We start from the raw sequence: 23,214 nt of genomic DNA, 5'->3' as shown, positions 1-23,214 counted from the left end.
GCTGGTGATGCCTGGCCGTTGGGAGATGACGAAGCGCGCGCGGGTCCACGGGGTCGAGGTGGCCTATGAGGTGATGGGGTCCGGACCTCCCGTCGTCCTGGTTCACGGATTTCCCAGCCATTCCTTCATCTGGCGCGACGTGGCGCCGAAGCTGGCGGAGACGCGGACCGTCTATCTCTACGACCTTCCGGGGCAGGGGGCCTCCGAGAAGCGGGACGGCCTGGATGTGAGCGATCCCCGCCAGGCGCGCATCCTGAAACTGCTGCTGGAGGAATGGCGGCTCGAACGGCCGGCCATCGTGCTGCACGACATCGCCAACAGCTACGGCATGATCGCCTATTACGACGAGGGATGCCGTTACGAGCGGATCGCCTTCGTCAGCGCCGCCATGCTCAATCCCTGCGTGACGGCGGCCACGCTGCATGCACAGAAATATATCGAGGCCTATCGCACGATGCCGACCTGGATCTACGAGCAGATCCTGGCGACGCGGGTGCGCTCAACGACGTTCAAGCCGATCTCGGACGAAGCCTTCCAGGCCTATACCCAGCCCTTCAGCGGCGCCGACGGACAAGCCATCTGGTATAACAGGGTCGCGCAGATCGATCCCCGCTACACGGATAGGCTCGAGAGCCAGTTGGGACCGCTGGATGTGCCGGCGCTGATCATCTGGGGAACCGATGACACGTGGATCCCGGTGGACCAGGCGCGGCGCCTTCAGGGCATTCTCGGTGGCGTCGAGCTGAAACTGATCGAGGGGGGTGGCCACTTCCTGATGGAGGACGCACCGGAGGCGGTGGCGGCGCATCTTGCAGCCTTCCTCAAGCCGGACGCCTAGCCTCTCCCCGGAGGGAAACTGGCCGAGAAGCTCGCCAAACTCTCGCGCAGCGTGCTCACAAACACATCCGTCATCTGAGCGCGGGGGCGGAGTGTCGGCAGCATCAGCCACAGATCGAAGGTGACGCGGGGGCGGAAGGGGCGCACGACGATTTCATCATCCCTGAATCCCGAGGCACTGAAGGGCTCTACCACCGAGACCCCCGCTCCCGCAGCGACGAAAGCGCAGGCGGCTTCCGATTGTTGGGCCTCTATGATGTTGTTGCGGTGGATTCGCACGCCTTCGAAGGCGCGATCGACGCGGGCGCGTGAGCGATCATCAGCGCCGATTTCGATGAAGGGGACACCGTCCAGGTCGTGAACATGTACGACATCCTTCGCGGTCAGGGGATGGCCGGGAGGAAGCACGCAGACACCGTCAAAGGATCCCAGTGGCTGGAACTCAATGTCGGCCACTTCAACGGTCATCAGACCGATGCCGATATCGGCACGCTGGGCTGCGATCCAGTCAACGAGTGCCCGGGAACTGCGACTGACCAGCGAGACAGCCGTGCCAGGATAGGTCTCGCGAAAGCGGACAATGATCTTGGGCAGAAAACGGGTGGTGATGGCCGGGAAGGACGCAATGGACAATTGACCAAACCGCATGTCGCGGATATCCCCGGCGAAGCGGGAGACCTTTTCCACCCCGACGAAGACACGTTCGACCTCACCAAACAGGGCCATCGCCTCCGACGTCGGAAAGAGGCGGTTACTCCGGCGACGAAACAGATCGAAGCCACATTCCCGCGCCAGAGCTGCAAGCAGCTTGCTCACCGCAGGCTGAGAGACGTGCAGGGTCGTCGCGGCACGGGTCACCGAACCCGTCTCCATCACCGCTCTGAAGGCCTCCAACTGGCGCATATTCACGATGCCGCCTCCCCAAGCGGAATAACCCCAGGGAATAGTAAACCGAAAACTTGTCATTTGACAGGAATAGAGGTCAACAACAGACTGGTCGGATTGGAACTTTCCGTTGAGCCGGGGACAGGGAGACTTAATGATGAGAGTCCTACAAAAAAGAACTGTGTTTGCTGCTACGCTGCTCGCCAGCGCCGTTACTTTCCTACAGCCGAGTACCGCTCAAGAAGCACTGACCGTTGCCGTCTATGGCGGCGAATGGGGCGAAGGCATTACCCAGTGCATCCTGCAGCCCTTCACGGCGGCCACCGGGATCACCGTGACGCCGGACCCAGGGACATCCACGGTGACGCTCGCCAAGCTGCGCCAACAAAAGGGTAATCCAGCGATCGACGTCGCATGGATCGACGGCGGTGTCTCAGAGCTCGCCGGAGAGGAAGGGGTCGTCGCGACCTTGGATCCTGCGAAGATCCCCAACATGGCAAACATGGAGACGGAAGGCGTCTACAAGTCCAAGGACGGCAAGGTCTACGGTCTGTCGACCGGCTTCTATTCGCTCGGCCTGGTCTACAACACCGAAGACGTCAAGCCGGCACCGACCTCCTGGTGGGATCTCTCGAAGCCCGAATTCGACGGCGCTTCCACGGTGCCGAGCCCGGCCAACGCCATGGGCGTGCCGCTCTTCGTGCATATCAACAAGCTGGCGGGGGGCGACCTCGACAATTTCAAACCGGCCATCGACAAGTACAAAGAGTGGAAGGTTTCCTCCTATTTCGATAGCTCGGGTGCTGCGACGAACAGCTTTCAGAGCGGCGAAGTGATCGTCGGCGGGCATTATGCCAGTGCCGCCTGGTCGCTGGCCGACAAGGGACTGCCGATCTCCTATTCTCCGCCCAAGGAGGGTGCGCCCAGCGGCGATATCCGCGTGCACATCGTCGAGGGGACGAAGAAGACAGAGGCTGCAGAGAAGCTGGTCGATTTCGCCATCGGCAAAGAGCAGGCCAAATGCCTGTCGGAAAAGCTCTATGTCGGCCCGGCCACCAAGGGAGTCGAGCTTTCGGAAAAGGCGAAGTCCCGGATGCCCTGGGGCGATGGGACCATTGCCGATCTTGCCCGGATCGACTGGCCAGCCATCAACGCCAAGCGCCAGGCGATTACCGATATCTGGAACAAGGAAATCGCGCGCAAGTGATCGCGGATTAAGGAGCGCCCCATCGTGTCCGCCTCCTCCGACTGCTTGATCCGCGTGGACAACGTGGTCAAGCGCTACGGAACCTTTGCCGCGCTCAAGGGCATCTCCATGGAAATCGGGCAAGGCGAGTTCGTCGCCTTGCTCGGTCCCAGCGGCTGCGGAAAGACAACGCTGCTTCGGCTCATCGCGGGTTTCATCGACCCCAGCGAGGGAAGCATCACCATCGACGGCACGCCGATGATGGGCTTGCCGCCGAACAAGCGGCCGGTGAACACGGTCTTCCAGAACTACGCGCTGTTCCCGCATCTGAATGTGGGGCGGAACGTGGCTTTCGGGCCGAAGCGTCGCGGCCAGGACGCGGCCGAGATCGAGCGGGAGGTCAAAGCAACGCTCGAACTCGTGGGACTGAGCGGGTTCGAGGAGCGCTTCCCCAACGAACTTTCCGGCGGCCAGCAGCAGCGGGTCGCCCTCGCCAGGGCGGTGATCAACAAGCCGCGGGTGCTGTTGCTGGACGAGCCCTTCGGGGCCCTCGACCTGCAGCTGCGGAAGCGAATGCAGCTCGAGTTGAAGCATTTACAGGCACGACTGGGCATCACGTTCATCTTCGTCACGCATGACCAAGAGGAAGCGCTGGTCATGGCCAACCGGATCGCGGTCATGAATGAAGGGCTGATCATCCAGACCGGCTCGGGAGAAGACATCTATCGCGCTCCGAACAGCCGTTTCGTCGCGTCCTTCATCGGGGAGGCCAACCTGCTCAACGCCACAAACGCGACAGACGGATTGCGGCTCGACGGTACAACAGACGTGCTGCCCTACACGGCGAACGGAAGTGCGAAGAAGGTCGTGATGATCCGGCCCGAGGATATCGAGGTGGGGCCCGCACCAGACGAGAACCATGTCGGACTGGACGTCACGGTCCTCGAGCGGGTGTTTCTCGGCGGAGCAACTCGGATCCATGCGGATTTCGGGGGTGACCAGCCGCTGGTCTTCCAGCCTTCAAAGTTCGAAGAGCGAGCGTCCCTGGAGCCCGGCCATCGGCTGACCATCCATTGGCAGCGCGATCGCGGCCGAGTCCTCGATGCCTAATTTGAGACTGAAGCAACGGACACCCCTATGACCGCACCCATCACCGTCCTCACGCCCACCGGCACTCTCGGCTATGGCTTTGGCGCCGAAGCCTTGAAGCGAGGCATGTCGCTGTCCCCTCACGTCATCGCGGTGGATGCGGGCTCGACCGATCCCGGCCCGCATTATCTGGGAGCCGGCGAGCCGCTGGTGTCCCGTTTCGCCATGAAGCGGGAATTGACGGATCTGATCGAGGCGAGCCGGCGGGCAAAGATTCCGCTGATCGTCGGGAGCGCGGGCGGTGCCGGGACCGGCGCCCATGTGGACTGGACGCTGGACATCGTCAGGGAGATCGCCCGGGAGACAGGGCTGAAATTCCGGCTTGGCGCCATCTATTCGGACATTCCCATCGAGCGGGCGAAACGGGCCGTCCGGAACGGCGAAGTCCAAGACTTCGAAGCGGAGACGCCGCTGACGGAGGCCGACCTCCAGGACACGAACGCGCTCGTGGCGCAGATGGGTCACGAGCCGATCTGCAAGGCGCTCGACGAGGGCGCGGACGTCATCATCGCGGGACGGGCCTGCGACGACTCGACGATCGCCGCTTTCCCCGTGTGGCGCGGGGCCGACCTGGCGCTTTCCATCCATATGGGAAAAATCCTGGAATGCGGCGCCTTTTCCGCCGAGCCGTTCGCCATGGACGTGATGATGGGCGAGGTGCATGACGACCACTTCGTCCTGGAGCCCGGCTCCCTGGAGCGTCGGGCGTCGGTGAAGTCGGTCGCGGCGCATTCGCTCTATGAGCGCGAGAACCCGTTCCAGCAAGGCGGCCCCGGCCATGAACTCGATCTTTCCGCCTGCAAATTCGTCGCCGACGGCGATCGCCGCGTAAAGGTCTCGGGCGCCCGGGCGACGATGACACCCGAGTATTGGGTGAAGCTCGAAGGGGCACGTCGCCTCGGGTTCCGCAGCATCTCGGTGGCCGGCATCCGGTGTCCGACCACGATCGCGCATCTGGACCATCTGCTGACGGGATCACGGCAGGAGACGCTGGATTATTTCGGCCGGCCGGACCTGAAGATCACCTTCCATGTCTATGGCCGGGACGGCGTCATGCAGGAGCTGGAGCCAAAGCGGAACATGCAGTCGACGGAGATCGGCCTGGTCATGGACGTGCTCGCAGCAGACCAGGCCACCGCCCATGGCGCCTGCCACCATCTCAGCGGCAAGCTGCTGCACCGGCACCATCCCGGGCAGTTCAACACCTCGGGCAATCTCGCGTTTCCGTATTCGCCATCGGAGCTCGACGGCGGCGCCGTCTACGAGTTCTCCGCCTATCATCTGATGAAGACAGCTTCGCCCATGGAGCTGTTCCCCGTCGAGATCGAGGACCTCTGATGCCGACCCGTACCGTTCCCCTTCAGGATCTCGCGGCCATTATCCGCAGCAAGAATGCCGGCCCGTACAGGATCACTCTCGACATCCTGTTCGACGACGCGGAGACCTATCGCCGCGTTCGGGACAGCAAGTCGGTGACCGAGGCCTCGGTCGCCGGGGCCTATGGCATACCGGAGGAGAGGATCTCCTCGCTGTTCGCCGTCGACATGGCGAATGCCATCAAAGTGACGCTCAAGCGAAAGGCGCAAGGGGCCTTCGGTGAAAGCGACATGTATGGCTGCCAGCAGCATGTGCCGCTGATGGGGCTGGCCATCACGCTCGAGGACAAATAATGCAGCTGTCGCGCAAATGGGTCCTTGCACTGCTTTGCGCGCCGGTGACCTTTCTGCTCGCCTTCTTCATCGTGCCGTTCATCCTCATCGTCATCCAGAGCTTCCAGACACAGGACGGCGCCTGGGCGGCCGACAATTACGCCAAGATCTTCGGCGAGGGCTATTACTGGGCGACGTTGTTCGACACCTTTCGGCTGTCCCTCTGGGTGACGGTGTGCTGCTTCATCATCGGCTATCCCCTGGCCTATTACATCGTGCGGCGGATCGAGAGCCGCTGGGTCAGGCGGCTGATGTATATCGTGATCATCACGCCGCTGTTCACCAGCAACATCGTGCGCGCGTTCGGATGGATCGTGCTCCTCGGACGGAAAGGGCTGATCAACGACACGCTGGTGGGCGCGGGGATCATCGACCGGCCCATCGCGCTGCTCTATGGACAGTTCAGCATCATCCTCGGCCTCGTCTACATCATGCTGCCGTTCATGGTGCTGACCATCGCCAGCGTGCTGCAGAACATCGACAAGAGCCTCGAAGACGCCGCGCGCGACCTGGGCTGCAACGCCTGGACCGCCTTTCTCAAGGTGACTTTTCCCCTGAGCCTGCCGGGTGTCGTGGCTGGATCGCTGATCATCTTCACCCTCACGGTGAGCGCCTATGTGACGCCGAGCATCCTGAGCGGCGGGCGTGAGCTGGTCATGTCGATGCTGATCTTCCAGCAATATGGAGCGATCCTCAATTTCGAACTCGGGGCCGCGCTCTCGGTGGTGCTGCTCGTCACCACGCTCATCCTGGTCGTGTTCTACATGCTGGTGCTCGACCGGGGCTCAAAGCCCAGCGCGGCGAGAGGTTAGACCATGGAACGGAGAGCGCCCAGCCTCGGCCAAATGCTCCTGTCGGCTTCAGCCTGGATCACCATCCTGTTCCTGGCGCTGCCGCTGGTGATCATCGTCAGCACATCATTCACCGCCAGCGCCTTCCTGCAGTTTCCGCCGGCGGGCTTCTCACTCAAGTGGTATGCGCAGTTCCTGGGGGATCGGTCCTATCTCGACTCGCTCGCGCTGAGCGGGTGGCTCGCCGTCTCGGCGACGGCTACGGCCGTGGTGCTGGGGGTCCCAGTGGCGCTGGTGCTCACCCGGGCACAGTTCAAGGGATCGAGAGCGCTTGCCGCCCTGTTCCTCTCGCCTCTGATCCTGCCGCCGATCGTGATCGGGGCGGCCCTGCTGCAGTTCGGAACGTCGACGGGGATCGCCCGCACCTTCTGGGTCCTCTATGTGGGCCATGTGGTGCTGGTCATCCCGTATATCGTGAGGACGACGCTGGCGTCGCTCGCCGGCTTCAACAATTCGCTCGAAGAAGCGGCGCAGGACCTGGGTGCGTCGGCGGTGAGCACCTTCTTCCTGATCACCCTGCCGCTGATCAAGCCGGGGATCATCGCGGGCTCGCTGTTCGCGATCATCATCTCCTGGATCAATGTCGAGCTCAGCATGTTCAACACGACCGCCAGCCTCATGCCCATCCCGGTGAAGCTGTTCAACTACATCCAATACAACGTCGATCCAATGATCGCCGCCGTATCCGCCACTACCATCTATGTCGCCATCATCGTCGTCGTCGCGCTCGACCGCGTCATCGGCATCGATCGGGCCGCAACCAACTAGCGAGGATTGACCCCATGAGAAGCAAGCACGTCATTTCCACCATCGATTCCCATACGGGCGGCGAGCCTACGCGGCTGATCGTCAGCGGCATTCCGCTGAAGGGCCGGACGCTGCTGGAGCAGCGCGACTACATGCGCAACAATCTCGATCATCTGCGCTCCGCGTTGATGTGCGAGCCGCGCGGCCATCGGGGCATGTTCGGGGCCGTCATGGCGCCTGCGACGCGGCCCGAAGTCGATTTCGGCATCATCTGGGTGGATCACGACGGCAGCTATCTCAACATGTGCGGCCATGGGACGATCGGCATCGGCATCGTCTGCGTGGAAGCGGGCCTCGTGCCGGTGACGGAGCCGGTGACGAAGATCAAAATCGACATGCCGGCGGGCCTGGTGGAAGCCCATGTGACCATCGAGAACGGCCGCGCGGTCAGGACCGCCATGGTCAATGTTCCGGCCTTCCTGCATAGCCGCGACAATCAGATCGACGTTCCGGGCTATGGCACGGTCCCGGTCGACATCGCCTTCGGCGGCAGCTTCTTCGCCGGCGTCCAGGGCAAAAACCTGGGGATCGAGGTGGGGCCGGAGAACACCGAGAAGCTGGTGAAGGCGGGGCTCGCCATCCGACACGCGGTGAATGCGCAAATGAAAGTGCAGCACCCGACGCTCGACCATATCAAATCCGTCGACCTGGTGACCATCTGGGGACCGGGGCGGGCACCGGGTGCGCTCTACAAGAACATCCACGTGTTCTCGGACGGCTCGTTCGACCGTTCGCCGGGCGGTACCGGAACTTCGCACATGATGACGATCATGATCAGCCACGGCCTCATGAAAGAGGATGAGGCGATCGTGTCGGAGGGCATTACCGGCTCATTGTTCGGAGGCCGCATGCTGTCGAAGACGAAGGTCGGCGAGTATGACGCCTGGGTGCCGGAAATCAGCGGTTCAGCCTGGATGACGGGCCTGCACCAGTTCATCATCGACCCCGAAGATCCGCTGGGAAGCGGCTTCCGGATCGGTTGAGGCCAGCGATGACCGACGCTGCGGAAGACGTCAGACCGAAGGCCCCGGTGCCAGGAGCCCTGGCGGATATCAAGGTCCTGGAACTGGGTTCCATGCTGGCCGGGCCCTTCGTCGGCAGCATGCTGGCCGATTTCGGGGCCGACGTGATCAAGGTCGAAAAGCCGGGGAAGCCGGATGCCTTGCGGGAGTGGCCACCCCACAAGGACGGCCAGCCGCTATGGTGGAAGACGACATCCCGCGGCAAAAGGCTCGTGACATTGGACATCTCGAAGCCCGAGGGTCGCGAGGTGGCAATGCAGCTGATCGCCCGCAGCGACATCGTCATTGAAAACTTCAAGCCGGGCACGCTGGAGCGCTGGGGCTTCGATCCTGCCGTGCTGCGGGAGAGCATGCCCCGCACGGTTTGGGTCCGGGTCTCGGGCTTCGGCCAAAGCGGACCCTATCGCGAGCGCGGCGGCTACGCCACGGTGGCGGAAGGCTTCAGCGGCCTGGCATCCTTCACTGGCTTTCCGGACCGCGGGCCGATGGTTTCAGCGTTCCCGCTCGGAGATTACCTGGCGGGGCTGTTCGGAGCCTATGGAGCCATGGTGGCGCTGCACAACCGAAGCCACACGGGCCTGGGGCAGGTGGTGGATGTGAGCCTCTATGAGCCGCTGTTGCGGATCATCGAGTCGGTGGTGGTCCGATACGACCAGACCGGGGCCGGAAAGCCGCGCATCGGCAACCAGATGGAAGAGGACGTGCCGCGCAATATCTATGCAACGGCGGATGGCGGGCATATCGCGATCAGCTGCGGGTCGCAGCGGATCTTCGACAATCTGGCGGATGCGATGGGGCGACCGGAGCTGAAGACGGATGCGCGATTCACCTCCATGGCGCAGCGGGTGGTGCACCGGGATGCGATCGACGGGATCGTCGCGGATTGGATGCGCCTCCAGCCGACGGATGTCGCGGTCGACATTCTCGAGTCGCATCAGGTGGTGGCCGGCGTCATCCACGACATTTCACAGGTGCTGACGCATCCCCATGTGGTGGCGCGGGAAGCGGTCGCGACGCTGTTCGACGAGACGCTGGGGGCGATGCGGATGCCCGCACCCGTTCCACGGCTCAGCGACACGCCGGGACAGATCCGATGGACCGGCCGAGATTCCGGCTTCCACAATGACGAGGTGTTCGGCGAAATGCTCGGGCTCAACGCGGCCGAGCGCCAGTCGCTGGTCAAAGCGGGGATCATCTGATGGCCGTCTCCTCAATCGCCGCGCAGTCGATCGGGATCCTGGGTTACGGCGAGACCGTGTACAAGAAGAAGAGCGACAGCACCCTGATCGCGCTGCTGGCGGATGCGGCGCGGCGGGCATTGGCCTCGGCGGGCCTTACGAAGAACGACATCGACGGGATCGCCGTGTGCTCGTTCGAGCTGCCGCCGGACAATGCCGTGACACTCGCCGAGCAATTCGGGATCAGCGTGTCCTGGGCCTATCTCGGGACCGCCGGCGGGGCGGGACCCGTGGCCTCGGTGATCAATGCGATCCGGGCGGTGGAAGCGGGCGACGCGAAGACCGTCCTGTGCCTGGCGGCGGACAATTACGACGTCGGCGGCCATTTCAAGCTGATGGACTATTTCAACAAGGCGCTGATCAATTACGGCACCCCGAACGGCTTCGGCGGCGCGAACGGCCTGTTCGGCATCATCCAGCGCAAGCACATGGAGACCTATGGGACGCGGCGGGAGGATCTCGGGCGCATCGCCGTGGGGCAGCGGGCGAGCGCCCGGCTGAACGAGAACGCGCTGCTGCGCGGGCCGCTGAGCATCGAAGACTACATGAATGCGCGGATCATCGCCGATCCGATCCGGCTTTACGACTGCGTTCTGCCGTGCCCGGGTGCGGAAGCGGTCGTGGTCGGCGCCCTGGACCGGGCGCCCCGGGGCAAGGCGGTGAAGGTGTTGTCGGGCTATGAGCGGCACAATCATCCGGCGGGGGAGATCGCTCCGCTGCGCGGAGGATGGGAGCTGTTCCGGGACCGGCTGTGGGGTGATGCCGGGTTTGGGCCGGCAGACATGCAGTTCGTGCAGGCCTATGACGACTACCCGATCATGGTGGCCATCCAGCTCGAAGACCTGGGCTTCTGCGCCAAGGGCGAGGTCAGCCGCTTCCTGGCGGAACGGACCATGCAGTTCGACGGGTCGTTCCCGGTGAATACCAATGGCGGCCAGCTGTCCTGCGGACAGGCCGGCGCTGCCGGCGGGATGATCGGACTGGTGGAGGCGGTGCGCCAATTGCGCGGAGAAGCCGGGGCGTTCCAGACCCCGGGCGCGTGCCGGGGCGTGGTGTCCGGCTATGGAATGGTCGGCTACGGCCATGGCCTTTCCACATCCGCCGTCGTGCTGGAGACCGCAGAATGAGTTCGGAAAAAGCACCTTATCCGCAGCCGCGGGAAGACCAGGACAATGCCGCCTTCCTGCGGCGTTGGCGGGAGGACGGCAAAATCCTGCTGCAGAAGGCGCGGGGCGGAAAGCCGTTCTTCTATCCGCGGCCGATGGATCCGGAGACATGGTCCACCGAGCTGGAAGAGGTGGTCGCCGAGGGCCGCGGGCACGTCGTGTCATATAGTTCGATCGCGCGGCCGAACGATCCCGCCTTCAACGACGAGACGCCGATCGTGCTTGCAGAAATCGCGCTCGTGGAGGGCGCTACGCTGCTGGCTCGGATCGTCGGCGACAATCGCGACCAGGTTGCCTCCGGCGACGCGGTGGAGGTGCCGAGCGCAGAGATTGCCCGGCGCTATCCGCTCCCAGTCTTCGTTCTCGCGGAAAAGAGCACAGCATGAGCCGGCCTCACCATCTGCTCTATCTCTCGCGGGCCGATCTGGAGCAGCTCAACCTGCCCATGTCCGAGATCATCGACGCGGTGACGGAGGCCTTCCTGGAGAAGGCGAAGGGTCAGACACTGCTTCCGCCCAAGCACTGGATTCCCGCGGGGCCGCGGCGGTTCTTCTCGGCGATGAGCGGACAATTGGCGGGTCTCGGGACCACGGTCTGCAAGTGGCAGAGCGGTTCGCCAGACAATCACCTGAACGGGCAGCCCTATATTACCGGACAGCTCATTCTCAACGACATGGCGACCGGGCTGCCCATGGCCATCATGGATTCCACCTGGACCACGGGACAGCGGACCGCTGCAGCGACGGCCGTTGCGGCCCGCGCTCTCGCCAATCCCTCGCCTGCAGTTCTGGGGATCATGGGCTGCGGCGTGCAGGGGCGCAGCAATCTCGAGGCTTTTCGGCTGGTCTTCCCGTCGCTGCGCACGGTTCGATGCTTCGACATCGAAGCGGCGGCCATGGAGCGCTATCGTCGCGAAATGACGGCACGGCATGAGGGGCTCGACGTCATCTGCTGCGGCGGTGCTCAGGAGGCGATGGCCGGGGCACAGCTCATCGTCACCTGCGGGCCGATCGTTCCGGATGCCCCGAGGAGCGCGAAGATCGCGTGGGTGGATCCCGGTGCAACGGTCGTGACGCTCGATTATGACTGCTATTGGGAGCCCGCGGCATTCGGTGCCTTCGCGCAGGTCTTTTCGGACGATCTCGACCAGCTCGATCATACGCGGGAGTTTGGTTATTTCTCAGGCGTCCCCGCGACGGCGCGCGAGTTGGCGGCCGTGGTGGCCGGGACGGAGCCGGGCCGGCGCGGACGCGAGGAGCGGATCGCAGCACTCAATCTGGGGATCGCCCTCGAGGACGCCGCAACCGCGCTGTGTGTCTACAGAGCGGCCAAAGCGAAGGGCGTCGGGCTGGAGCTGCCCATCTAGAGGAGAATTCCGCGTGAACGGTGGCATCACATTCTCGATCGGAGTCGCTTGATGGCTGAGGCGAATGGACCCCTGGCGGGGCTCACGGTGATCGACGTCACCCACATGCTGTCGGGTCCGTATTGCACATGGCTGCTGGGCGCGCTGGGAGCCAACGTCATCAAGATCGAGCATCCGCAGCGGGGCGACATGACCCGGAGCATCGCTCCCTTCCATGAGGGGCAGAGCCTCTATTTCGGCAGCGTCAACCGCAACAAGCGCAGCGTTGGCCTCGATCTCAAGACAGGTCAGGGCAAGGACATCTTCCGGCACATGGCGAGCAGCGCCGATATCCTGGTTGAGAACAACAGGCCGGGCGTCATGGATCGCCTCGGCCTCGGCTTCGAAGACCTGAGGGCGCTGAACGAGCGGCTGATCTTCGCCTCGATCTCAGGGTTCGGCCAGACCGGTCCGTATCGAACCCGGCCCGCCTTCGATGCCGTGATCCAGGCCATGTCCGGCATGATGAGCATCACCGGGGAGCCAGGAGGCGGGCCCGTTCGGGTGGGCGCCTCGATCGGGGACATCACCGCGAGCCTGTTCGGCGCGGTCGGCATCCTCGCGGCCCTGCAGGAGCGCAGCCGGACGGGACGCGGCACATTGGTGGACGTTTCCATGCTCGATGCCCAGGTTGCCATCCTGGAGAATGCCTTTTCGCGCTTCCTCAACACAGGGCAGGTGCCGCAACGGATCGGCTCACGGCACCCGCTGGTGACGCCGTTCCAAGCCTTCATGGCCGAGGATGCCCCGCTGGTGATCTGCTGCGACACCGACCAGCAATGGCGGGCGCTGTGCCGAGTGCTGGCGCTGCACGACCTGCCGGAGGATCCACGCTTCGCCGATGGGACGGCGCGGACCGCCAACCATCCGGCGCTGGAGCAGATCCTGGCGGAGGCGCTGGGGAAGCGGCCGCGGGCCGAGTGGCTCGCCCTGTTCGAAGAGGCGGACGTCCCGGCGGGACCGCTGAACTCCATCGCGGACAGTGCGGAGGATGCGCAGCTGGCGGCGCGCAAGATGTTCGTGGAGGTGGGCAGCGCCCGCTTCACGGCGGCGCCCATCCGCATGGCGTCGCTTGAGGCGCATGAGGAGCGACCTGCACCGGAGAAGGGGGCGGATGGTCCCTCGGTGCTGGCCGAGTATGGTTATTCGGAAACCGAGATCGCCTCCTTTCGCGCGGCCGGCGTAATCTAACACCGGGCCCGGCCCTGGAGGATAGCCACCGTGACAAGCGGCAAGGTTCCGGGCGAAGGGGCCCTGTCGCGCCTGCTCGGATCATCCGGCGCGGCGATTGCCCTCGTCTGCGTCGCCGCCGTGACGTTCACCGGTTCGGATATCCTGACCAAGCAGCTTACCGGCAGCCTTCCGGTGCTGGAGGTCGCCTGGCTCCGCTATGCCAGTTTCTCCGCATTGCTGATCGTCCTGGCCCTCGCCCAGCGCCGCGGCAGCGTCGTGCGGCCGCGGGCGCTGCCGCTGCAGATCGGGCGCGGCGTGATGATGTCGGCCTCGACCTTCCTTTATGCGGCGGGTCTCGCGCATCTGCCGATCGCCGTAGCGGCGGCGACGAATTTCGTGTCACCGGTGTTCATCACCCTGCTGGCCGGGCTGATCCTGAGAGAGACGATCAGCCTGCCGCGATGGGGGGTGGTCCTCCTGGGATTGGCGGGAGTGCTGGTGGTCATCCGGCCGGGAACGGCGGCGTTCGACCCGGCGATCGTCTTCCCCCTGGCCGCCGCCTTGAGCTTTGCCTTCGGCGCCATCGCCACCTGGAGCATCGCCAAGCAGGATGGCCCGGTGATCACCCTGCTGTGCACGGCGCTGGTGGGACTGGTCATCCTGTCCGCGCCCCTGCCGTTTCTGTGGGTGCCGCTGTCGTGGGACCAGGCGCTGCTCGGGTTCGGGGTGGGGCTCTCCAGCACCATCGGGCATTATCTGGTGATCCAGGCGGCACGGCTGGCGGATGCCTCGCTGCTGGCGCCGTTCTTCTATTTGCAGATCGTGAGCAACGGGATCCTCGGATATGTCTTCTTCAGTTCGGTTCCCGATCTGTGGACCGTGGTCGGCTCGGGGCTGATCATCGCCAGCGGGGCGATGGCCTTTCTGCTAAAGCGGTGAAGGCCCGCGGATCGTCTCAGATCTCCTGGGCTGACGCCCGGGCGGCCTTGCCGGTGGAATAGAGGAAGGCCGCGATGAAGCAGACGGCCATCAGGAGCACGATGGTGGGGGCGGGGGCACTGTCGATGAAGAAGCTGAGATAGACGCCGAGGAAGGACGATCCCACGGCCAGGGCGACCGCCAGCGTCAGCATGCCCCCAAAGGTGCGCGTCAGCAGGAAGGCGATGGCGCCGGGCGAAATCAGCATGGCGATGACGAGGATGATGCCGACGGCCTTCAAGGCGCCGACGATGGTGAGCGAGAGGAGGCACAAGAGGCTATAATGCAGGAGCCGGACCCTCAGCCCCACCGCCTTCGCCTGGACCGGATCGAATGCATGAAGCAGGAGGTCGCGCCATTTGAAGAGGATGATGCCGGCGGTTATGGCGGCGATGACGGCGGTCTCCAGAATATCCTGCCAGCCGACGCCGAGCATATCGCCGAACAGGATATGATCCAGATGCACCTCGGTTTCGATCTTGGTGTAGAGCACGATGCCGATGCCGAACATGCCGGAGAAGACGACGCCCATCACGGTGTCCTGCTTGATGCGGCTGTTCTCCTTCAAGAAGCCAGTGGCGAGCGCGCAGGTCATGCCGGCGGCAAAGGCGCCGATGGCGAGGGGGATGCCCAGGATGTAGGCGAGGACCACTCCCGGGAGCACCGCGTGGGAAATGGCATCGCCCATCAGGGACCAGCCCTTCAAGACGAGGAAGCACGAGAGGAGGGCGGTGGGGAGCGCCACGAGAACCGAGATCATCAGCGCATTGCGCATGAACTCGAACTCGAAGGGGCGCAGAAGTGCCGCAAAGAGATCCATCACTGTGCCGCCTCCAGGGCGCGGGCGGCCTTCAGCCGGGAGGCGAGCATGCCATGCTTCGGCGCAAAAACGAACGCGGTCAGGAAGACCAGCGTCTGCAGCGTCACGATGATGCCGCCGGTGGCGCCGTCGAGAAAATAGCTGATATAGGCGCCGATGAAACTGGTGAGGGCGCCGATGGCGATGCTGAGGACCAGGAGACGCTGGAAGCGATCAGTCAGCAGATAGGCGGTGGCGCCGGGCGTCACCACCATGGCGATGACGAGGAAGGCGCCCACGGTCTGGAGGGCCGCCACCGTGCAGGCGGAGAGCAGGGTGAAGAACAGGACCTTCAGGAGAGTGGTGTTGAGCCCGATGGAGCGGGCGTGGCTCTCATCAAAGAAGGTGACCATCAGGTCCTTCCATTTGACGAACAATATGGCCAGTGAGACGCAGCCGATGATGGCAAGCTGCAGGGTGTCCTCAGGGGTAATGGCGAGGATGTTGCCCAGGACGATGGTCTGGATGTTCACGGAGGTGGGCGAGAGGGAGACCATGAAGAGGCCGAGACCGAAGAAGGAGGTGAAGATCAGGCCGATGATCGCATCCTCGCGGAGCTTGGTGCGCTGATTGAGGAATAGCATGGCCCCAGCCGCGAGCGCGCCCGAGAAGAAGGCCCCCAGGGAGAATGGCAGACCCAGCATAAAGGCACCGGCGACGCCGGGCACGATGGCATGGGAGAGAGCGTCGCCGATCAGGGACCAGCCCTTCAGCATCAGATAGGCCGAGAGAAAGGCGCAGACGCCGCCCACCATCGCGCTGACCCACATGGCGTTCACCATGTAGCCGTAGCCGAAGGGTTCGAGGAGATAGTCCATCAGCGGCGGTCCGCGTCTTCGTCGACGGCCTCAGGCACGGCGTGATTGCCAAAGACGACGAAGGGTCGCTCATCATCGGTAATGACACCGACAGCGCGGGGCTGTCCCGCCACCGCTTCATCCAGGGTGAAGTGACGCAAGACGCCGCCGAAAGTCTTTTCCAAATTCTCACGAGTAAAGACGTCGGCGGTCAGGCCGTAGTCGATGACGGTGCCCTTCAGCAGGACGGTCCGGTCGCAGAAATCCGGGACGCTGCCGAGGTTGTGGGTGGAGACGAGCATCACCCGGCCCTCGTCCCGCAGGGATCCGAGCAAGCGGATGATGGCCTCCTCGGTGTTGACATCGACACCGGTGAAGGGCTCATCCAGGAGGATGACCCGACCTTCCTGGGCCAGGGCGCGGGCGAGGAAGACCCGCTTTTTCTGGCCGCCCGAAAGTTCGCCGATCTGGCGCGAGCGGTAGTCGCTCATGCCGACGCGGGCCAGGGCGGCCGCGACTGCCGCATGGTCGCTGGCCTTGGCGATGCGCATGAAATTCATGCGGCCATAGCGACCCATCATCACGACATCCTCGACGCTGACCGGAAAATTCCAGTCGACATCCTCGCTTTGCGGGACATAGGCCACGATGCTTTGCCGCAAGGCCTCGCGGACCGGCCGGCCGAGGATCGAGATCGAGCCCTTGGAGGCCTTCACAAAGCCCATGATCGCCTTGAACAATGTGGACTTGCCGCTGCCATTGACGCCGACCAGGGCGGTGATGGTGCCGGTGGGGATCTCAAAGCTGGCGTTGCGCAGGGCCGTGTGACCATTGCGATAGGTGACGGTGACGTCCCTCACACAAAGACCCTGCTCCGCTTCTCGATCGATGGGCAACGCGGCGGTGGAGAAGGGGGCATTCATTGCGCGAGCCCCTTCGCGATGGTGTCAGACGTGACGCGGAGCAAATCGATATAGGTCGGGACCGGACCGTCGGCCTCGCTGAGACTGTCGACATAGAGGACGCCGCCGTAGCGGGCGCCGGTCTCGCGCGCCACCTGCTTGGCGGGATTGGGGGAGATCGTGCTCTCGCTGAAGACCACGCCGATCTTGTTGGCGCGGATCTTCTCGATGACCTTGCGCACCTGTTTCGGGGTGCCCTGCTGGTCGGCGTTGATCGGCCAGAGATAAAGCTCCTTGAGGCCGAAATCGCGGGCGAGGTAGCTGAAGGCCCCTTCGCTGGTGACGAGCCAACGGCGTTCCTCGGGGATCGCCTCCAACTCCTGGCGGATCGGCTGGATGGCCTCGGTGATCTGCTTCTTATAGGCCTCGGCGTTGGCCTCGTAGGTCTTCGCGTTCTGCGGATCGTATTTCACGAACGCGTCGCGGATATTGTCGACATAGACCAGAGCGGCGTTCGGCGACATCCAGGCATGGGGATTGGGCTTGCCCGTGTAGGGGCCTTCGGCGATGCCCATGGGTTCGATCCCGTCGGAAATCACAACGCTGGGAACGTCCTTGAGATTGCGGAAAAACTTCTCGAACCAGAGCTCCAGGTTGAGACCGTTCCAGAGGATGAGCTGGGCATCCTGCGCCTTGAGGATGTCGCCCGGCGTCGGCTGGTAGTTGTGGATCTCGGCGCCCGGCCGAGTGATCGACTCCACGATCGCCACATCGCCCGCCACGTTCTTCGCCATGTCGGCGATCACGGTGAAGGTGGTCACCGCCTTGAACTTGGCCTGAGCTTCTGCGCCGGACGGCAGAACACCCAGAGACAGGATGATCAGCGTAGCGGCGAAAAGCGGGCGGAGGAGTCGATCCAACATTTCCTTGTCCCTGTCGTTGAGCACCGGCACAGATTTGCATAGGCGTCTTGCAAATGCAAATCGTTCTCATTTTAAACTGATCTAGTGGCCTTTGGACCCAGGTCAACCACCACAGGAAAAGAAACGTGTCAGCGAGGCAATCTGTCCCTTGCGAGGAATAATTTTCATTATAATATAATGTATATTGATTGGGAGGGCTTCGGATGAGTGCAGTGAGGGTCGACGAGAGACTGGTCGTGAGCGGGCAGCCGCAGCTTGGCGATTTCGGCGGTTTCGCGAAGGACGGCTTCGCGGCAATCATCAACAATCGTCCTGATGGAGAGCATCCCTCACAGCCCGGCAACGAGGCCGAGATGGACGCAGCCAAGAAGGCAGGGCTGAGCTACAGCTTCGTTCCCGTCACAGGCTCGAGCATCACCGAAGCGGACATTCGCGGTTTCCAGTCCGCCCTTCGCAAGGCGGGCGGGCCGGTGATCGCCCATTGCCAGTCCGGCAAGCGCTCGCTGATGCTCTTCGTCCTGGGCGAGGTTCTGGATGGGCGGATGGGGGCCGAGGAGGTGCAGGGTTTCGGGCGCGCTCACGGCATCGACCTAGCCGCGGCCTCGGACTGGCTCAGGACGTGGAACAGCCAGCGCCCGCGCGTGAAGGGTTTCTTCGATCCGCGGACGTCGAGCATTCAGTATGTCGTGTCCGATCCCGAGACGCAGAAGTGCGCGATCATCGATCCGGTTCTCGACTTCGACGAGAAATCGGGCGCCACGGGCACAGTGAGCGCGGATGCCATTCTCAGCTATGTGAAGAGCGAGGGCCTCGAGGTCGAGTGGATCCTGGATACACATCCCCATGCGGATCACTTTTCGGCGGCGCATTACCTCAAGCAAAAAACCGGTGCGCCCATGGCGATCGGCGACCACGTGGTCGAGGTGCAAAAGCTCTGGCAGGGCATCTACAACTGGCCAACGCTGCGAACGGACGGATCCCAGTGGGACCGGCTGTTCTCTCATGGCGAACCGTTCAAGGTCGGTTCCATCGATGCGCGGGTCATCTTCTCGCCGGGCCACACGCTGGCGTCCATCACCTATGTGATCGGGGATGCCGCCTTCGTGCACGACACGATCTTCATGCCCGACAGCGGAAGCGCGCGCGCAGACTTTCCCGGCGGCAGCGCACGCGTGCTCTGGCACTCCATCCAAGGCATACTCAGCCTGCCGGACACCACGAGGGTGTTCACGGGACATGACTATCAGCCCGGCGGACGCCATCCGCGATGGGAGAGCACCGTCGGCGAAGAACGGCGCACCAATCCGCATCTCGCCGGGATCGACGAAGCGGGTTTCATCACACTCCGTGAAGCGCGCGACAAAACGCTTGCGATGCCGAAGCTCATTCTGCACGCGCTCCAAGTGAACATCATGGGAGGCCGGCTGCCTGAGCCCGAGGACAATGGTCAGCGGTACCTGAAGTTTCCGCTGAATGCTCTTTCGGGCTCGCCATGGTGAAAGGTATGCACGCTGTGGCCGCGACACCGGAGCTGACACGTGGCGAGATGGCCCGGCGGGCGGGCGACGTGGCGGTCTTGCTGAAGACACTGGCCCATCCGGTGCGACTGATGCTCGCCTGCACTCTCGCAGAAGGCGAATATTCGGTCGGCGCTTTGGAGGATAAGCTCTCGATTCATCAGCCAACGCTGTCGGCGCAACTGACCGTGCTGCGCGTCGCCGACATCGTGGAGACGCGGCGGGAGGGCAAACAGATCTTCTACCGGCTGAGCGAAAAGAAGGCGGCGGCGCTGATCGAGGCCCTTTACGAGATCTTCTGCAAGGACGGAGACTAGCCATGGCCGCTTACTGGCCCTCCCTTATCGGCGGCATGCTGATCGGCCTGTCGGCAGCGGTGCTGCTGCTCATCAATGGGCGGATCGCTGGAATCAGCGGTATCGTGGGGCGGCTGGCGCAGGGGGCGGACATCGCTTCCAACGGCGCCTTCGTCCTCGGTCTCGTGCTGGGTCCCGTCCTTTATCTCCTGGCTTTCGGGGCATGGCCGGCCGTGACCATCACCGCTTCATGGCCCCTGCTCATCCTGGCGGGCCTGCTTGTCGGTTTCGGTACACGCATGGGGTCGGGCTGCACCAGCGGCCATGGGGTGCTCGGCCTGGCACGACTGTCGCCGCGCTCGTTCGTGGCCGTCGCCAGCTTTCTGGCCGCAGCCATCCTGGCCGTTGCCGTGATCCGGGGAGTCGGAGCATGAAGGCGGGCCGGATCATCGTAGCGCTGTTGGCGGGATTAATCTTCGGCTTCGGGCTTGCTCTCTCGGGCATGATGGACCCCACCCGGGTGCAAGGGTTTCTCGACCTCGGCAGCATTCCCGACGGCCGCTGGGACCCGAGCCTCGGCTTCGTGCTGGGTGGGGCCGTGGTCGTCGCGTTTCTCGGCGTGCGGCTGATGGGCAGGTTGCAGCATCCGGTGCTCGATCAGTCCTTCCACGTGCCGACGAACACCAAAATCGACCGCCCCTTGGTCCTGGGCTCAATCCTCTTCGGACTGGGATGGGGGCTCGGCGGCTTCTGCCCAGGCCCGGCCGTCGCCTCGCTCTCACTGGGCCTGTGGCCCTCGGTGGTCTTCGTGATCGCCATGATCAGCGGCATGCTGCTGCACGACACTTTCATCGCGAAGAGAGCGGCTTGATCGGAGATCTTGCCACAGCGGTCGGATCAGGGGCGGTCGTGGGCTTCATGCTTGGACTGCTCGGGGGCGGCGGCTCGATTCTCGCCACTCCGCTGCTGCTCTATGTCGTGGGGGTCGCCAACCCGCATGTGGCGATCGGCACCAGCGCCCTTGCCGTGTCCATCAACGCGCTCGCCAACTTCGCCGGGCACGGCGTGAGGGGGCATGTCTGGTGGCGGTGTGCGTTCGTTTTCGCGCTCGTGGGAACGGTCGGTGCAGTTTTCGGCTCGAGCCTCGGCAAAGCCATGGACGGGGAGCGACTGCTCTTCCTGTTCGGTCTCATCATGCTGGTGGTCGGAGGGTTGATGCTCAGGCCTCGCAGGGTGACACGCGCCGCGCCTCGCCCCGTGGATCTGAAGATGTGCGTGACGACCGGGGTGGCGGCGCTGGGCGTCGGGGCGGCATCCGGGTTCTTTGGAATCGGCGGGGGGTTCCTGATCGTTCCCGCGCTCATGGCCGCTACGGGGATGCCGATGATCAGCGCCGTGGGATCGTCGCTGCTCGCGGTCTCGGCCTTCGGCCTCGCCACGGCGCTCAATTATGCAGCTTCGGGGCTGATCGACTGGGTGCTGGCTGCGGAATTCATCGGAGGCGGGCTCGTCGGGGGACTGTCGGGGATGCTCCTTTCGGCGAGGCTGTCCAGCCACCGAACTGCACTCACCCGCATCTTTGCTGGGGTGGTGTTTACAGCGGCCTTCTACATTCTCTGGCAGAGCGTCCCTTTCTGACGAGACGTCCACCGCGCCGCTTTCGAGGACAGGGCTCTTCGGCAAGAGGACTCCGGCCGTCAGTTGGCATCCTCGACGTTGATGCGGCGGAAGGCGGCCTCGGTGAAGGAGTAAAGAGCAAAGGCGAGGAGGCCGACACCCATGCCGGCGAGCAACAGCCAGCCGAACGGCAAGGACTGGATGAACTCCAAGGCCTCCTTCGAGCCCGGCGTGCCTCCGCCACCGCGCATCGCACGGGTGGCCAGCATGAAGGACAAAATCAGGAAGACGATGCCGCGGGCGACAAGGCCGGTTTTCGCCACGGGATGGATGTAGCGCATCGCATCGGGACCGGCCTCGATGTATTTGGCGTAGCGCTCGCGAACAGCCTTGGCGATGTGGGCGATGCCGACACCAGCCAGAATGAGGGCGAGGCCGCCGGACACCCAGCGCGCGCCGACGAAGCCTGCCAAATACTCGGCGACGCCGCCACCACCGTCACTGCCCCCGCCACCACCGTCGCCCCGTACGGACGACCAGGCATAGAGGGCGAGCGCCGCATAGGTCACGCCGCTCACCAAGAGGCCGGCACGGACCGCGAGCCCCTTTGCATCGGTGCCATGGGAATCCGTGTCGAAGCCAGACTGGATCAGGCGCCACAGCGCATAGAACAAGAGGCCGGCGACCAGGAGGTAGGCGACGACGCCGCCGGCGCCACTGGACAGCAGAACCTGGAGAGCATCCTCCGAGCCCATCGCTTCGCCCGCTCCGATGGCGGCGAGGGCAGCGAAGATGCCGATGACGAGGTAGATCAGGCCGCGGGCCGCGTAGCCCACGCGGGCCATGGGCCGGAACCACTTCCGCGCCTCTTCCACCATCTGTCGCTCCCTTCGACGCAGCCCAACATTGCCCACCGAGAATGCGCCATGGAGCAGTATGTTCCGCGCCGACGAGAAATGTTCGAAATTGCCCGCTCCGCCGAAGAGCCCGGCTATTCCTTCACGGCACCGGTCATGGAGGAGACGTAGTAGTCGACGAAGAAGGAATAGAGGATGACCACCGGCAGCGAGCCGATGAGAGCGCCCGCCATCAGGGATCCCCATTCGTAGACGTCGCCGCGAACGAGTTCCGTGAGGACCCCGACGGGAACCGTCTTGTTTTCGGAAGATGCGATGAAGGTGAGGGCGTAGATGAACTCGTTCCAGGACAGGGTGAAGGCGAAGATTCCCGCCGAAATGAGGCCCGGTACCGCGAGGGGCAGCATGATCTTCGTCAGAATCTGCCAGCGCGTCGCGCCATCGACCAGAGCACTCTCCTCCAGCTCGAAGGGAATGGAGCGGAAATAGCCCATGAGGAGCCAGGTGCAGAAGGGGATGAGGAAAGTCGGATAGGTGAGGATCAGCGCCAGACGCGAATCGTAGATGCCGATCTGGAAGACGAGCACCGCGAGGGGGATGAAGAGGATGGAGGGCGGGACGAGATAGGCCAGAAAGATCATGAGACCCGTCACCCGGGCGCCGGTGAAGCGGATCCGCTCGATCGCATAGGCGGCAAAGACCGCGGCGGCGAGAGAGAGAATGGTCGCGAAGACGGCGACGATCATCGTGTTCCAGAGCCAGCCGGGATAGGAGGTCTCGAAGAGGAGATAGCGGATGTGCTCAAGGGTCGGCTCAACCACCCAGAAGGGGCTGTAGACCGAATAGTTGGTGAGCTGCGCGTTTGGTTTGATGGCGGTGATGGCCATCCAGTAGAAGGGGAAGAGCAGCACGAACAGGAAGACGCCGAGCGGCAAATAGAGCATGAGAATGCGCCGCGGCAGGGAGTTGAACTGCTGCAAGCCGGTGACGTCGTCTTGAACAATCCTGGGTGTGGTCGCCTTGTCTGTCATGGCTGCGGC

The 23,214-nt window shown here is 63.7% G+C and carries 26 protein-coding genes; 19 read left to right on the top strand and 7 right to left on the bottom strand.

What is annotated here, in order from left to right:
- Window positions 1-7: 7 nt before the first annotated feature.
- Window positions 8-838 (top strand): alpha/beta fold hydrolase, encoded by an 831-nt coding sequence (locus FKM97_RS00205; RefSeq protein ID WP_170240665.1) that lies wholly within the window; start codon window positions 8-10, stop codon window positions 836-838.
- Here FKM97_RS00205 and FKM97_RS00200 read toward each other — a convergent pair.
- On the bottom strand, window positions 835-1,740 hold the full coding sequence (locus tag FKM97_RS00200) for a LysR substrate-binding domain-containing protein (RefSeq protein ID WP_246104920.1): 906 nt from the start codon (window positions 1,738-1,740) through the stop codon (window positions 835-837). The genes FKM97_RS00205 and FKM97_RS00200 overlap by 4 nt on opposite strands.
- Window positions 1,741-1,876: 136 nt before the next feature.
- Between FKM97_RS00200 and FKM97_RS00195 the strand changes: the two genes are divergently transcribed.
- From FKM97_RS00195 to FKM97_RS00135, 13 genes are read left to right on the top strand one after another with little or no spacing between them, the layout of a single operon-like run.
- Window positions 1,877-2,929 carry an ABC transporter substrate-binding protein gene (locus FKM97_RS00195; RefSeq protein WP_205014624.1) on the top strand — a complete coding sequence of 351 codons (1,053 nt, stop codon included), beginning with the start codon at window positions 1,877-1,879 and terminating at the stop codon, window positions 2,927-2,929.
- Window positions 2,930-2,953: 24 nt separating this feature from the next.
- Window positions 2,954-4,018 (top strand): ABC transporter ATP-binding protein, encoded by a 1,065-nt coding sequence (locus tag FKM97_RS00190; protein WP_246104875.1) that lies wholly within the window; start codon window positions 2,954-2,956, stop codon window positions 4,016-4,018.
- Window positions 4,019-4,045: 27 nt separating this feature from the next.
- Window positions 4,046-5,395 carry an acyclic terpene utilization AtuA family protein gene (locus tag FKM97_RS00185; protein ID WP_143957130.1) on the top strand — a complete coding sequence of 450 codons (1,350 nt, stop codon included), beginning with the start codon at window positions 4,046-4,048 and terminating at the stop codon, window positions 5,393-5,395.
- Window positions 5,395-5,727, top strand: a complete 333-nt coding sequence (locus tag FKM97_RS00180; RefSeq protein WP_143957129.1) for a DUF4387 domain-containing protein — start codon at window positions 5,395-5,397, stop codon at window positions 5,725-5,727. The genes FKM97_RS00185 and FKM97_RS00180 overlap by 1 nt, the downstream gene beginning before the upstream one ends.
- Window positions 5,727-6,578 carry an ABC transporter permease gene (locus FKM97_RS00175; RefSeq protein WP_143957128.1) on the top strand — a complete coding sequence of 284 codons (852 nt, stop codon included), beginning with the start codon at window positions 5,727-5,729 and terminating at the stop codon, window positions 6,576-6,578. Before FKM97_RS00180 ends, FKM97_RS00175 begins: the two co-directional genes overlap by 1 nt.
- Before the next feature lie 3 nt (window positions 6,579-6,581).
- Complete coding sequence (locus FKM97_RS00170; protein ID WP_143957127.1) at window positions 6,582-7,385, top strand: ABC transporter permease; 804 nt, start codon at window positions 6,582-6,584, stop codon at window positions 7,383-7,385.
- Between the two features lie 14 nt (window positions 7,386-7,399).
- Window positions 7,400-8,407, top strand: a complete 1,008-nt coding sequence (locus tag FKM97_RS00165) for a proline racemase family protein (protein ID WP_143957126.1) — start codon at window positions 7,400-7,402, stop codon at window positions 8,405-8,407.
- Window positions 8,408-8,415: 8 nt separating this feature from the next.
- Window positions 8,416-9,645 carry a CaiB/BaiF CoA transferase family protein gene (locus FKM97_RS00160; protein ID WP_143957125.1) on the top strand — a complete coding sequence of 410 codons (1,230 nt, stop codon included), beginning with the start codon at window positions 8,416-8,418 and terminating at the stop codon, window positions 9,643-9,645.
- On the top strand, window positions 9,645-10,811 hold the full coding sequence (locus FKM97_RS00155) for a thiolase family protein (RefSeq protein ID WP_143957124.1): 1,167 nt from the start codon (window positions 9,645-9,647) through the stop codon (window positions 10,809-10,811). Before FKM97_RS00160 ends, FKM97_RS00155 begins: the two co-directional genes overlap by 1 nt.
- The gene (locus FKM97_RS00150; protein ID WP_143957123.1) at window positions 10,808-11,236 is read left to right on the top strand and encodes a Zn-ribbon domain-containing OB-fold protein; all 429 of its coding nucleotides are present in this window, start codon (window positions 10,808-10,810) and stop codon (window positions 11,234-11,236) included. The genes FKM97_RS00155 and FKM97_RS00150 overlap by 4 nt, the downstream gene beginning before the upstream one ends.
- Window positions 11,233-12,216, top strand: a complete 984-nt coding sequence (locus FKM97_RS00145; RefSeq protein WP_143957122.1) for an ornithine cyclodeaminase family protein — start codon at window positions 11,233-11,235, stop codon at window positions 12,214-12,216. Before FKM97_RS00150 ends, FKM97_RS00145 begins: the two co-directional genes overlap by 4 nt.
- A gap of 51 nt (window positions 12,217-12,267) precedes the next feature.
- A complete protein-coding gene (locus FKM97_RS00140; protein WP_205014622.1) occupies window positions 12,268-13,446 on the top strand; it encodes a CaiB/BaiF CoA transferase family protein in 1,179 nt (392 codons plus the stop codon).
- Window positions 13,447-13,476: 30 nt separating this feature from the next.
- Window positions 13,477-14,367: a DMT family transporter gene (locus FKM97_RS00135; RefSeq protein ID WP_143957120.1), complete on the top strand. Its 891-nt coding sequence runs from the start codon at window positions 13,477-13,479 to the stop codon at window positions 14,365-14,367.
- A gap of 16 nt (window positions 14,368-14,383) precedes the next feature.
- Here FKM97_RS00135 and FKM97_RS00130 read toward each other — a convergent pair whose 3' ends face one another.
- Genes FKM97_RS00130 through FKM97_RS00115 form a run of 4 tightly spaced genes read right to left on the bottom strand, consistent with a single transcriptional unit; the run spans window position 14,384 to window position 17,887 of the window.
- A complete protein-coding gene (locus FKM97_RS00130; protein WP_143957825.1) occupies window positions 14,384-15,226 on the bottom strand; it encodes a metal ABC transporter permease in 843 nt (280 codons plus the stop codon).
- Window positions 15,226-16,083, bottom strand: a complete 858-nt coding sequence (locus FKM97_RS00125) for a metal ABC transporter permease (RefSeq protein ID WP_170240663.1) — start codon at window positions 16,081-16,083, stop codon at window positions 15,226-15,228. Before FKM97_RS00125 ends, FKM97_RS00130 begins: the two co-directional genes overlap by 1 nt.
- The gene (locus tag FKM97_RS00120) at window positions 16,083-16,985 is read right to left on the bottom strand and encodes a manganese/iron ABC transporter ATP-binding protein (protein WP_143957118.1); all 903 of its coding nucleotides are present in this window, start codon (window positions 16,983-16,985) and stop codon (window positions 16,083-16,085) included. The genes FKM97_RS00125 and FKM97_RS00120 overlap by 1 nt, the downstream gene beginning before the upstream one ends.
- The gene (locus tag FKM97_RS00115; protein WP_143957117.1) at window positions 16,982-17,887 is read right to left on the bottom strand and encodes a metal ABC transporter substrate-binding protein; all 906 of its coding nucleotides are present in this window, start codon (window positions 17,885-17,887) and stop codon (window positions 16,982-16,984) included. The genes FKM97_RS00120 and FKM97_RS00115 overlap by 4 nt, the downstream gene beginning before the upstream one ends.
- 203 nt (window positions 17,888-18,090) lie before the next feature.
- On the opposite strand from FKM97_RS00115, the gene blh reads away from it, so the two are divergent.
- Genes blh through FKM97_RS00090 form a run of 5 tightly spaced genes read left to right on the top strand, consistent with a single transcriptional unit; the run spans window position 18,091 to window position 21,338 of the window.
- Window positions 18,091-19,386: a bifunctional sulfur transferase/dioxygenase Blh gene (blh, locus tag FKM97_RS00110; RefSeq protein ID WP_143957116.1), complete on the top strand. Its 1,296-nt coding sequence runs from the start codon at window positions 18,091-18,093 to the stop codon at window positions 19,384-19,386.
- Window positions 19,380-19,721, top strand: coding sequence for a sulfite-sensing transcriptional repressor BigR (gene bigR / locus FKM97_RS00105; protein WP_143957115.1), 342 nt, complete (start codon window positions 19,380-19,382; stop codon window positions 19,719-19,721). The genes blh and bigR overlap by 7 nt, the downstream gene beginning before the upstream one ends.
- Window positions 19,722-19,723: 2 nt before the next feature.
- Entirely contained in the window at window positions 19,724-20,134 is a 411-nt protein-coding gene (locus FKM97_RS00100) for a YeeE/YedE family protein (protein WP_143957114.1), read from the top strand.
- The gene (locus FKM97_RS00095; RefSeq protein WP_143957113.1) at window positions 20,131-20,571 is read left to right on the top strand and encodes a DUF6691 family protein; all 441 of its coding nucleotides are present in this window, start codon (window positions 20,131-20,133) and stop codon (window positions 20,569-20,571) included. The genes FKM97_RS00100 and FKM97_RS00095 overlap by 4 nt, the downstream gene beginning before the upstream one ends.
- Window positions 20,568-21,338 (top strand): sulfite exporter TauE/SafE family protein, encoded by a 771-nt coding sequence (locus FKM97_RS00090; RefSeq protein WP_281290051.1) that lies wholly within the window; start codon window positions 20,568-20,570, stop codon window positions 21,336-21,338. The genes FKM97_RS00095 and FKM97_RS00090 overlap by 4 nt, the downstream gene beginning before the upstream one ends.
- 59 nt (window positions 21,339-21,397) lie before the next feature.
- On the opposite strand, the gene FKM97_RS00085 is transcribed toward FKM97_RS00090, so the two are convergent.
- Together FKM97_RS00085 and FKM97_RS00080 are read right to left on the bottom strand one after the other, a co-directional pair.
- A complete protein-coding gene (locus FKM97_RS00085) occupies window positions 21,398-22,195 on the bottom strand; it encodes a DUF1206 domain-containing protein (RefSeq protein WP_170240662.1) in 798 nt (265 codons plus the stop codon).
- 113 nt (window positions 22,196-22,308) lie between these two features.
- Window positions 22,309-23,205: a carbohydrate ABC transporter permease gene (locus FKM97_RS00080; RefSeq protein WP_143957111.1), complete on the bottom strand. Its 897-nt coding sequence runs from the start codon at window positions 23,203-23,205 to the stop codon at window positions 22,309-22,311.
- Window positions 23,206-23,214 lie beyond the last annotated feature (9 nt).

It is taken from the genome of Rhodoligotrophos appendicifer, assembly GCF_007474605.1.
GTDB classification, from domain to species: Bacteria; Pseudomonadota; Alphaproteobacteria; order Rhizobiales; family Im1; genus Rhodoligotrophos; species Rhodoligotrophos appendicifer.
Note: the sequence above shows the minus strand (reverse complement) of the source record. Positions and strands in the feature narration are given on the sequence as shown.

What these genes read in the sequence shown, in the direction of transcription:
- FKM97_RS00150 (WP_143957123.1), top strand. Translation starts at nt 10,808, where the DNA reads ATGAGTTCGGAAAAAGCACCTTATCCGCAGCCGCGGGAAGACCAGGAC.
- FKM97_RS00080 (WP_143957111.1), bottom strand. Translation starts at nt 23,205, where the DNA reads ATGACAGACAAGGCGACCACACCCAGGATTGTTCAAGACGACGTCACC.
- FKM97_RS00200 (WP_246104920.1), bottom strand. Translation starts at nt 1,740, where the DNA reads ATGCGCCAGTTGGAGGCCTTCAGAGCGGTGATGGAGACGGGTTCGGTG.
- FKM97_RS00180 (WP_143957129.1), top strand. Translation starts at nt 5,395, where the DNA reads ATGCCGACCCGTACCGTTCCCCTTCAGGATCTCGCGGCCATTATCCGC.
- FKM97_RS00160 (WP_143957125.1), top strand. Translation starts at nt 8,416, where the DNA reads ATGACCGACGCTGCGGAAGACGTCAGACCGAAGGCCCCGGTGCCAGGA.
- FKM97_RS00185 (WP_143957130.1), top strand. Translation starts at nt 4,046, where the DNA reads ATGACCGCACCCATCACCGTCCTCACGCCCACCGGCACTCTCGGCTAT.
- FKM97_RS00145 (WP_143957122.1), top strand. Translation starts at nt 11,233, where the DNA reads ATGAGCCGGCCTCACCATCTGCTCTATCTCTCGCGGGCCGATCTGGAG.
- FKM97_RS00165 (WP_143957126.1), top strand. Translation starts at nt 7,400, where the DNA reads ATGAGAAGCAAGCACGTCATTTCCACCATCGATTCCCATACGGGCGGC.
- FKM97_RS00175 (WP_143957128.1), top strand. Translation starts at nt 5,727, where the DNA reads ATGCAGCTGTCGCGCAAATGGGTCCTTGCACTGCTTTGCGCGCCGGTG.
- FKM97_RS00205 (WP_170240665.1), top strand. Translation starts at nt 8, where the DNA reads ATGCCTGGCCGTTGGGAGATGACGAAGCGCGCGCGGGTCCACGGGGTC.
- FKM97_RS00130 (WP_143957825.1), bottom strand. Translation starts at nt 15,226, where the DNA reads ATGGATCTCTTTGCGGCACTTCTGCGCCCCTTCGAGTTCGAGTTCATG.
- FKM97_RS00125 (WP_170240663.1), bottom strand. Translation starts at nt 16,083, where the DNA reads ATGGACTATCTCCTCGAACCCTTCGGCTACGGCTACATGGTGAACGCC.
- FKM97_RS00115 (WP_143957117.1), bottom strand. Translation starts at nt 17,887, where the DNA reads ATGTTGGATCGACTCCTCCGCCCGCTTTTCGCCGCTACGCTGATCATC.
- FKM97_RS00095 (WP_143957113.1), top strand. Translation starts at nt 20,131, where the DNA reads ATGAAGGCGGGCCGGATCATCGTAGCGCTGTTGGCGGGATTAATCTTC.
- FKM97_RS00155 (WP_143957124.1), top strand. Translation starts at nt 9,645, where the DNA reads ATGGCCGTCTCCTCAATCGCCGCGCAGTCGATCGGGATCCTGGGTTAC.
- blh (WP_143957116.1), top strand. Translation starts at nt 18,091, where the DNA reads ATGAGTGCAGTGAGGGTCGACGAGAGACTGGTCGTGAGCGGGCAGCCG.
- bigR (WP_143957115.1), top strand. Translation starts at nt 19,380, where the DNA reads ATGGTGAAAGGTATGCACGCTGTGGCCGCGACACCGGAGCTGACACGT.
- FKM97_RS00100 (WP_143957114.1), top strand. Translation starts at nt 19,724, where the DNA reads ATGGCCGCTTACTGGCCCTCCCTTATCGGCGGCATGCTGATCGGCCTG.
- FKM97_RS00120 (WP_143957118.1), bottom strand. Translation starts at nt 16,985, where the DNA reads ATGAATGCCCCCTTCTCCACCGCCGCGTTGCCCATCGATCGAGAAGCG.
- FKM97_RS00085 (WP_170240662.1), bottom strand. Translation starts at nt 22,195, where the DNA reads ATGGTGGAAGAGGCGCGGAAGTGGTTCCGGCCCATGGCCCGCGTGGGC.
- FKM97_RS00140 (WP_205014622.1), top strand. Translation starts at nt 12,268, where the DNA reads ATGGCTGAGGCGAATGGACCCCTGGCGGGGCTCACGGTGATCGACGTC.
- FKM97_RS00195 (WP_205014624.1), top strand. Translation starts at nt 1,877, where the DNA reads ATGATGAGAGTCCTACAAAAAAGAACTGTGTTTGCTGCTACGCTGCTC.
- FKM97_RS00170 (WP_143957127.1), top strand. Translation starts at nt 6,582, where the DNA reads ATGGAACGGAGAGCGCCCAGCCTCGGCCAAATGCTCCTGTCGGCTTCA.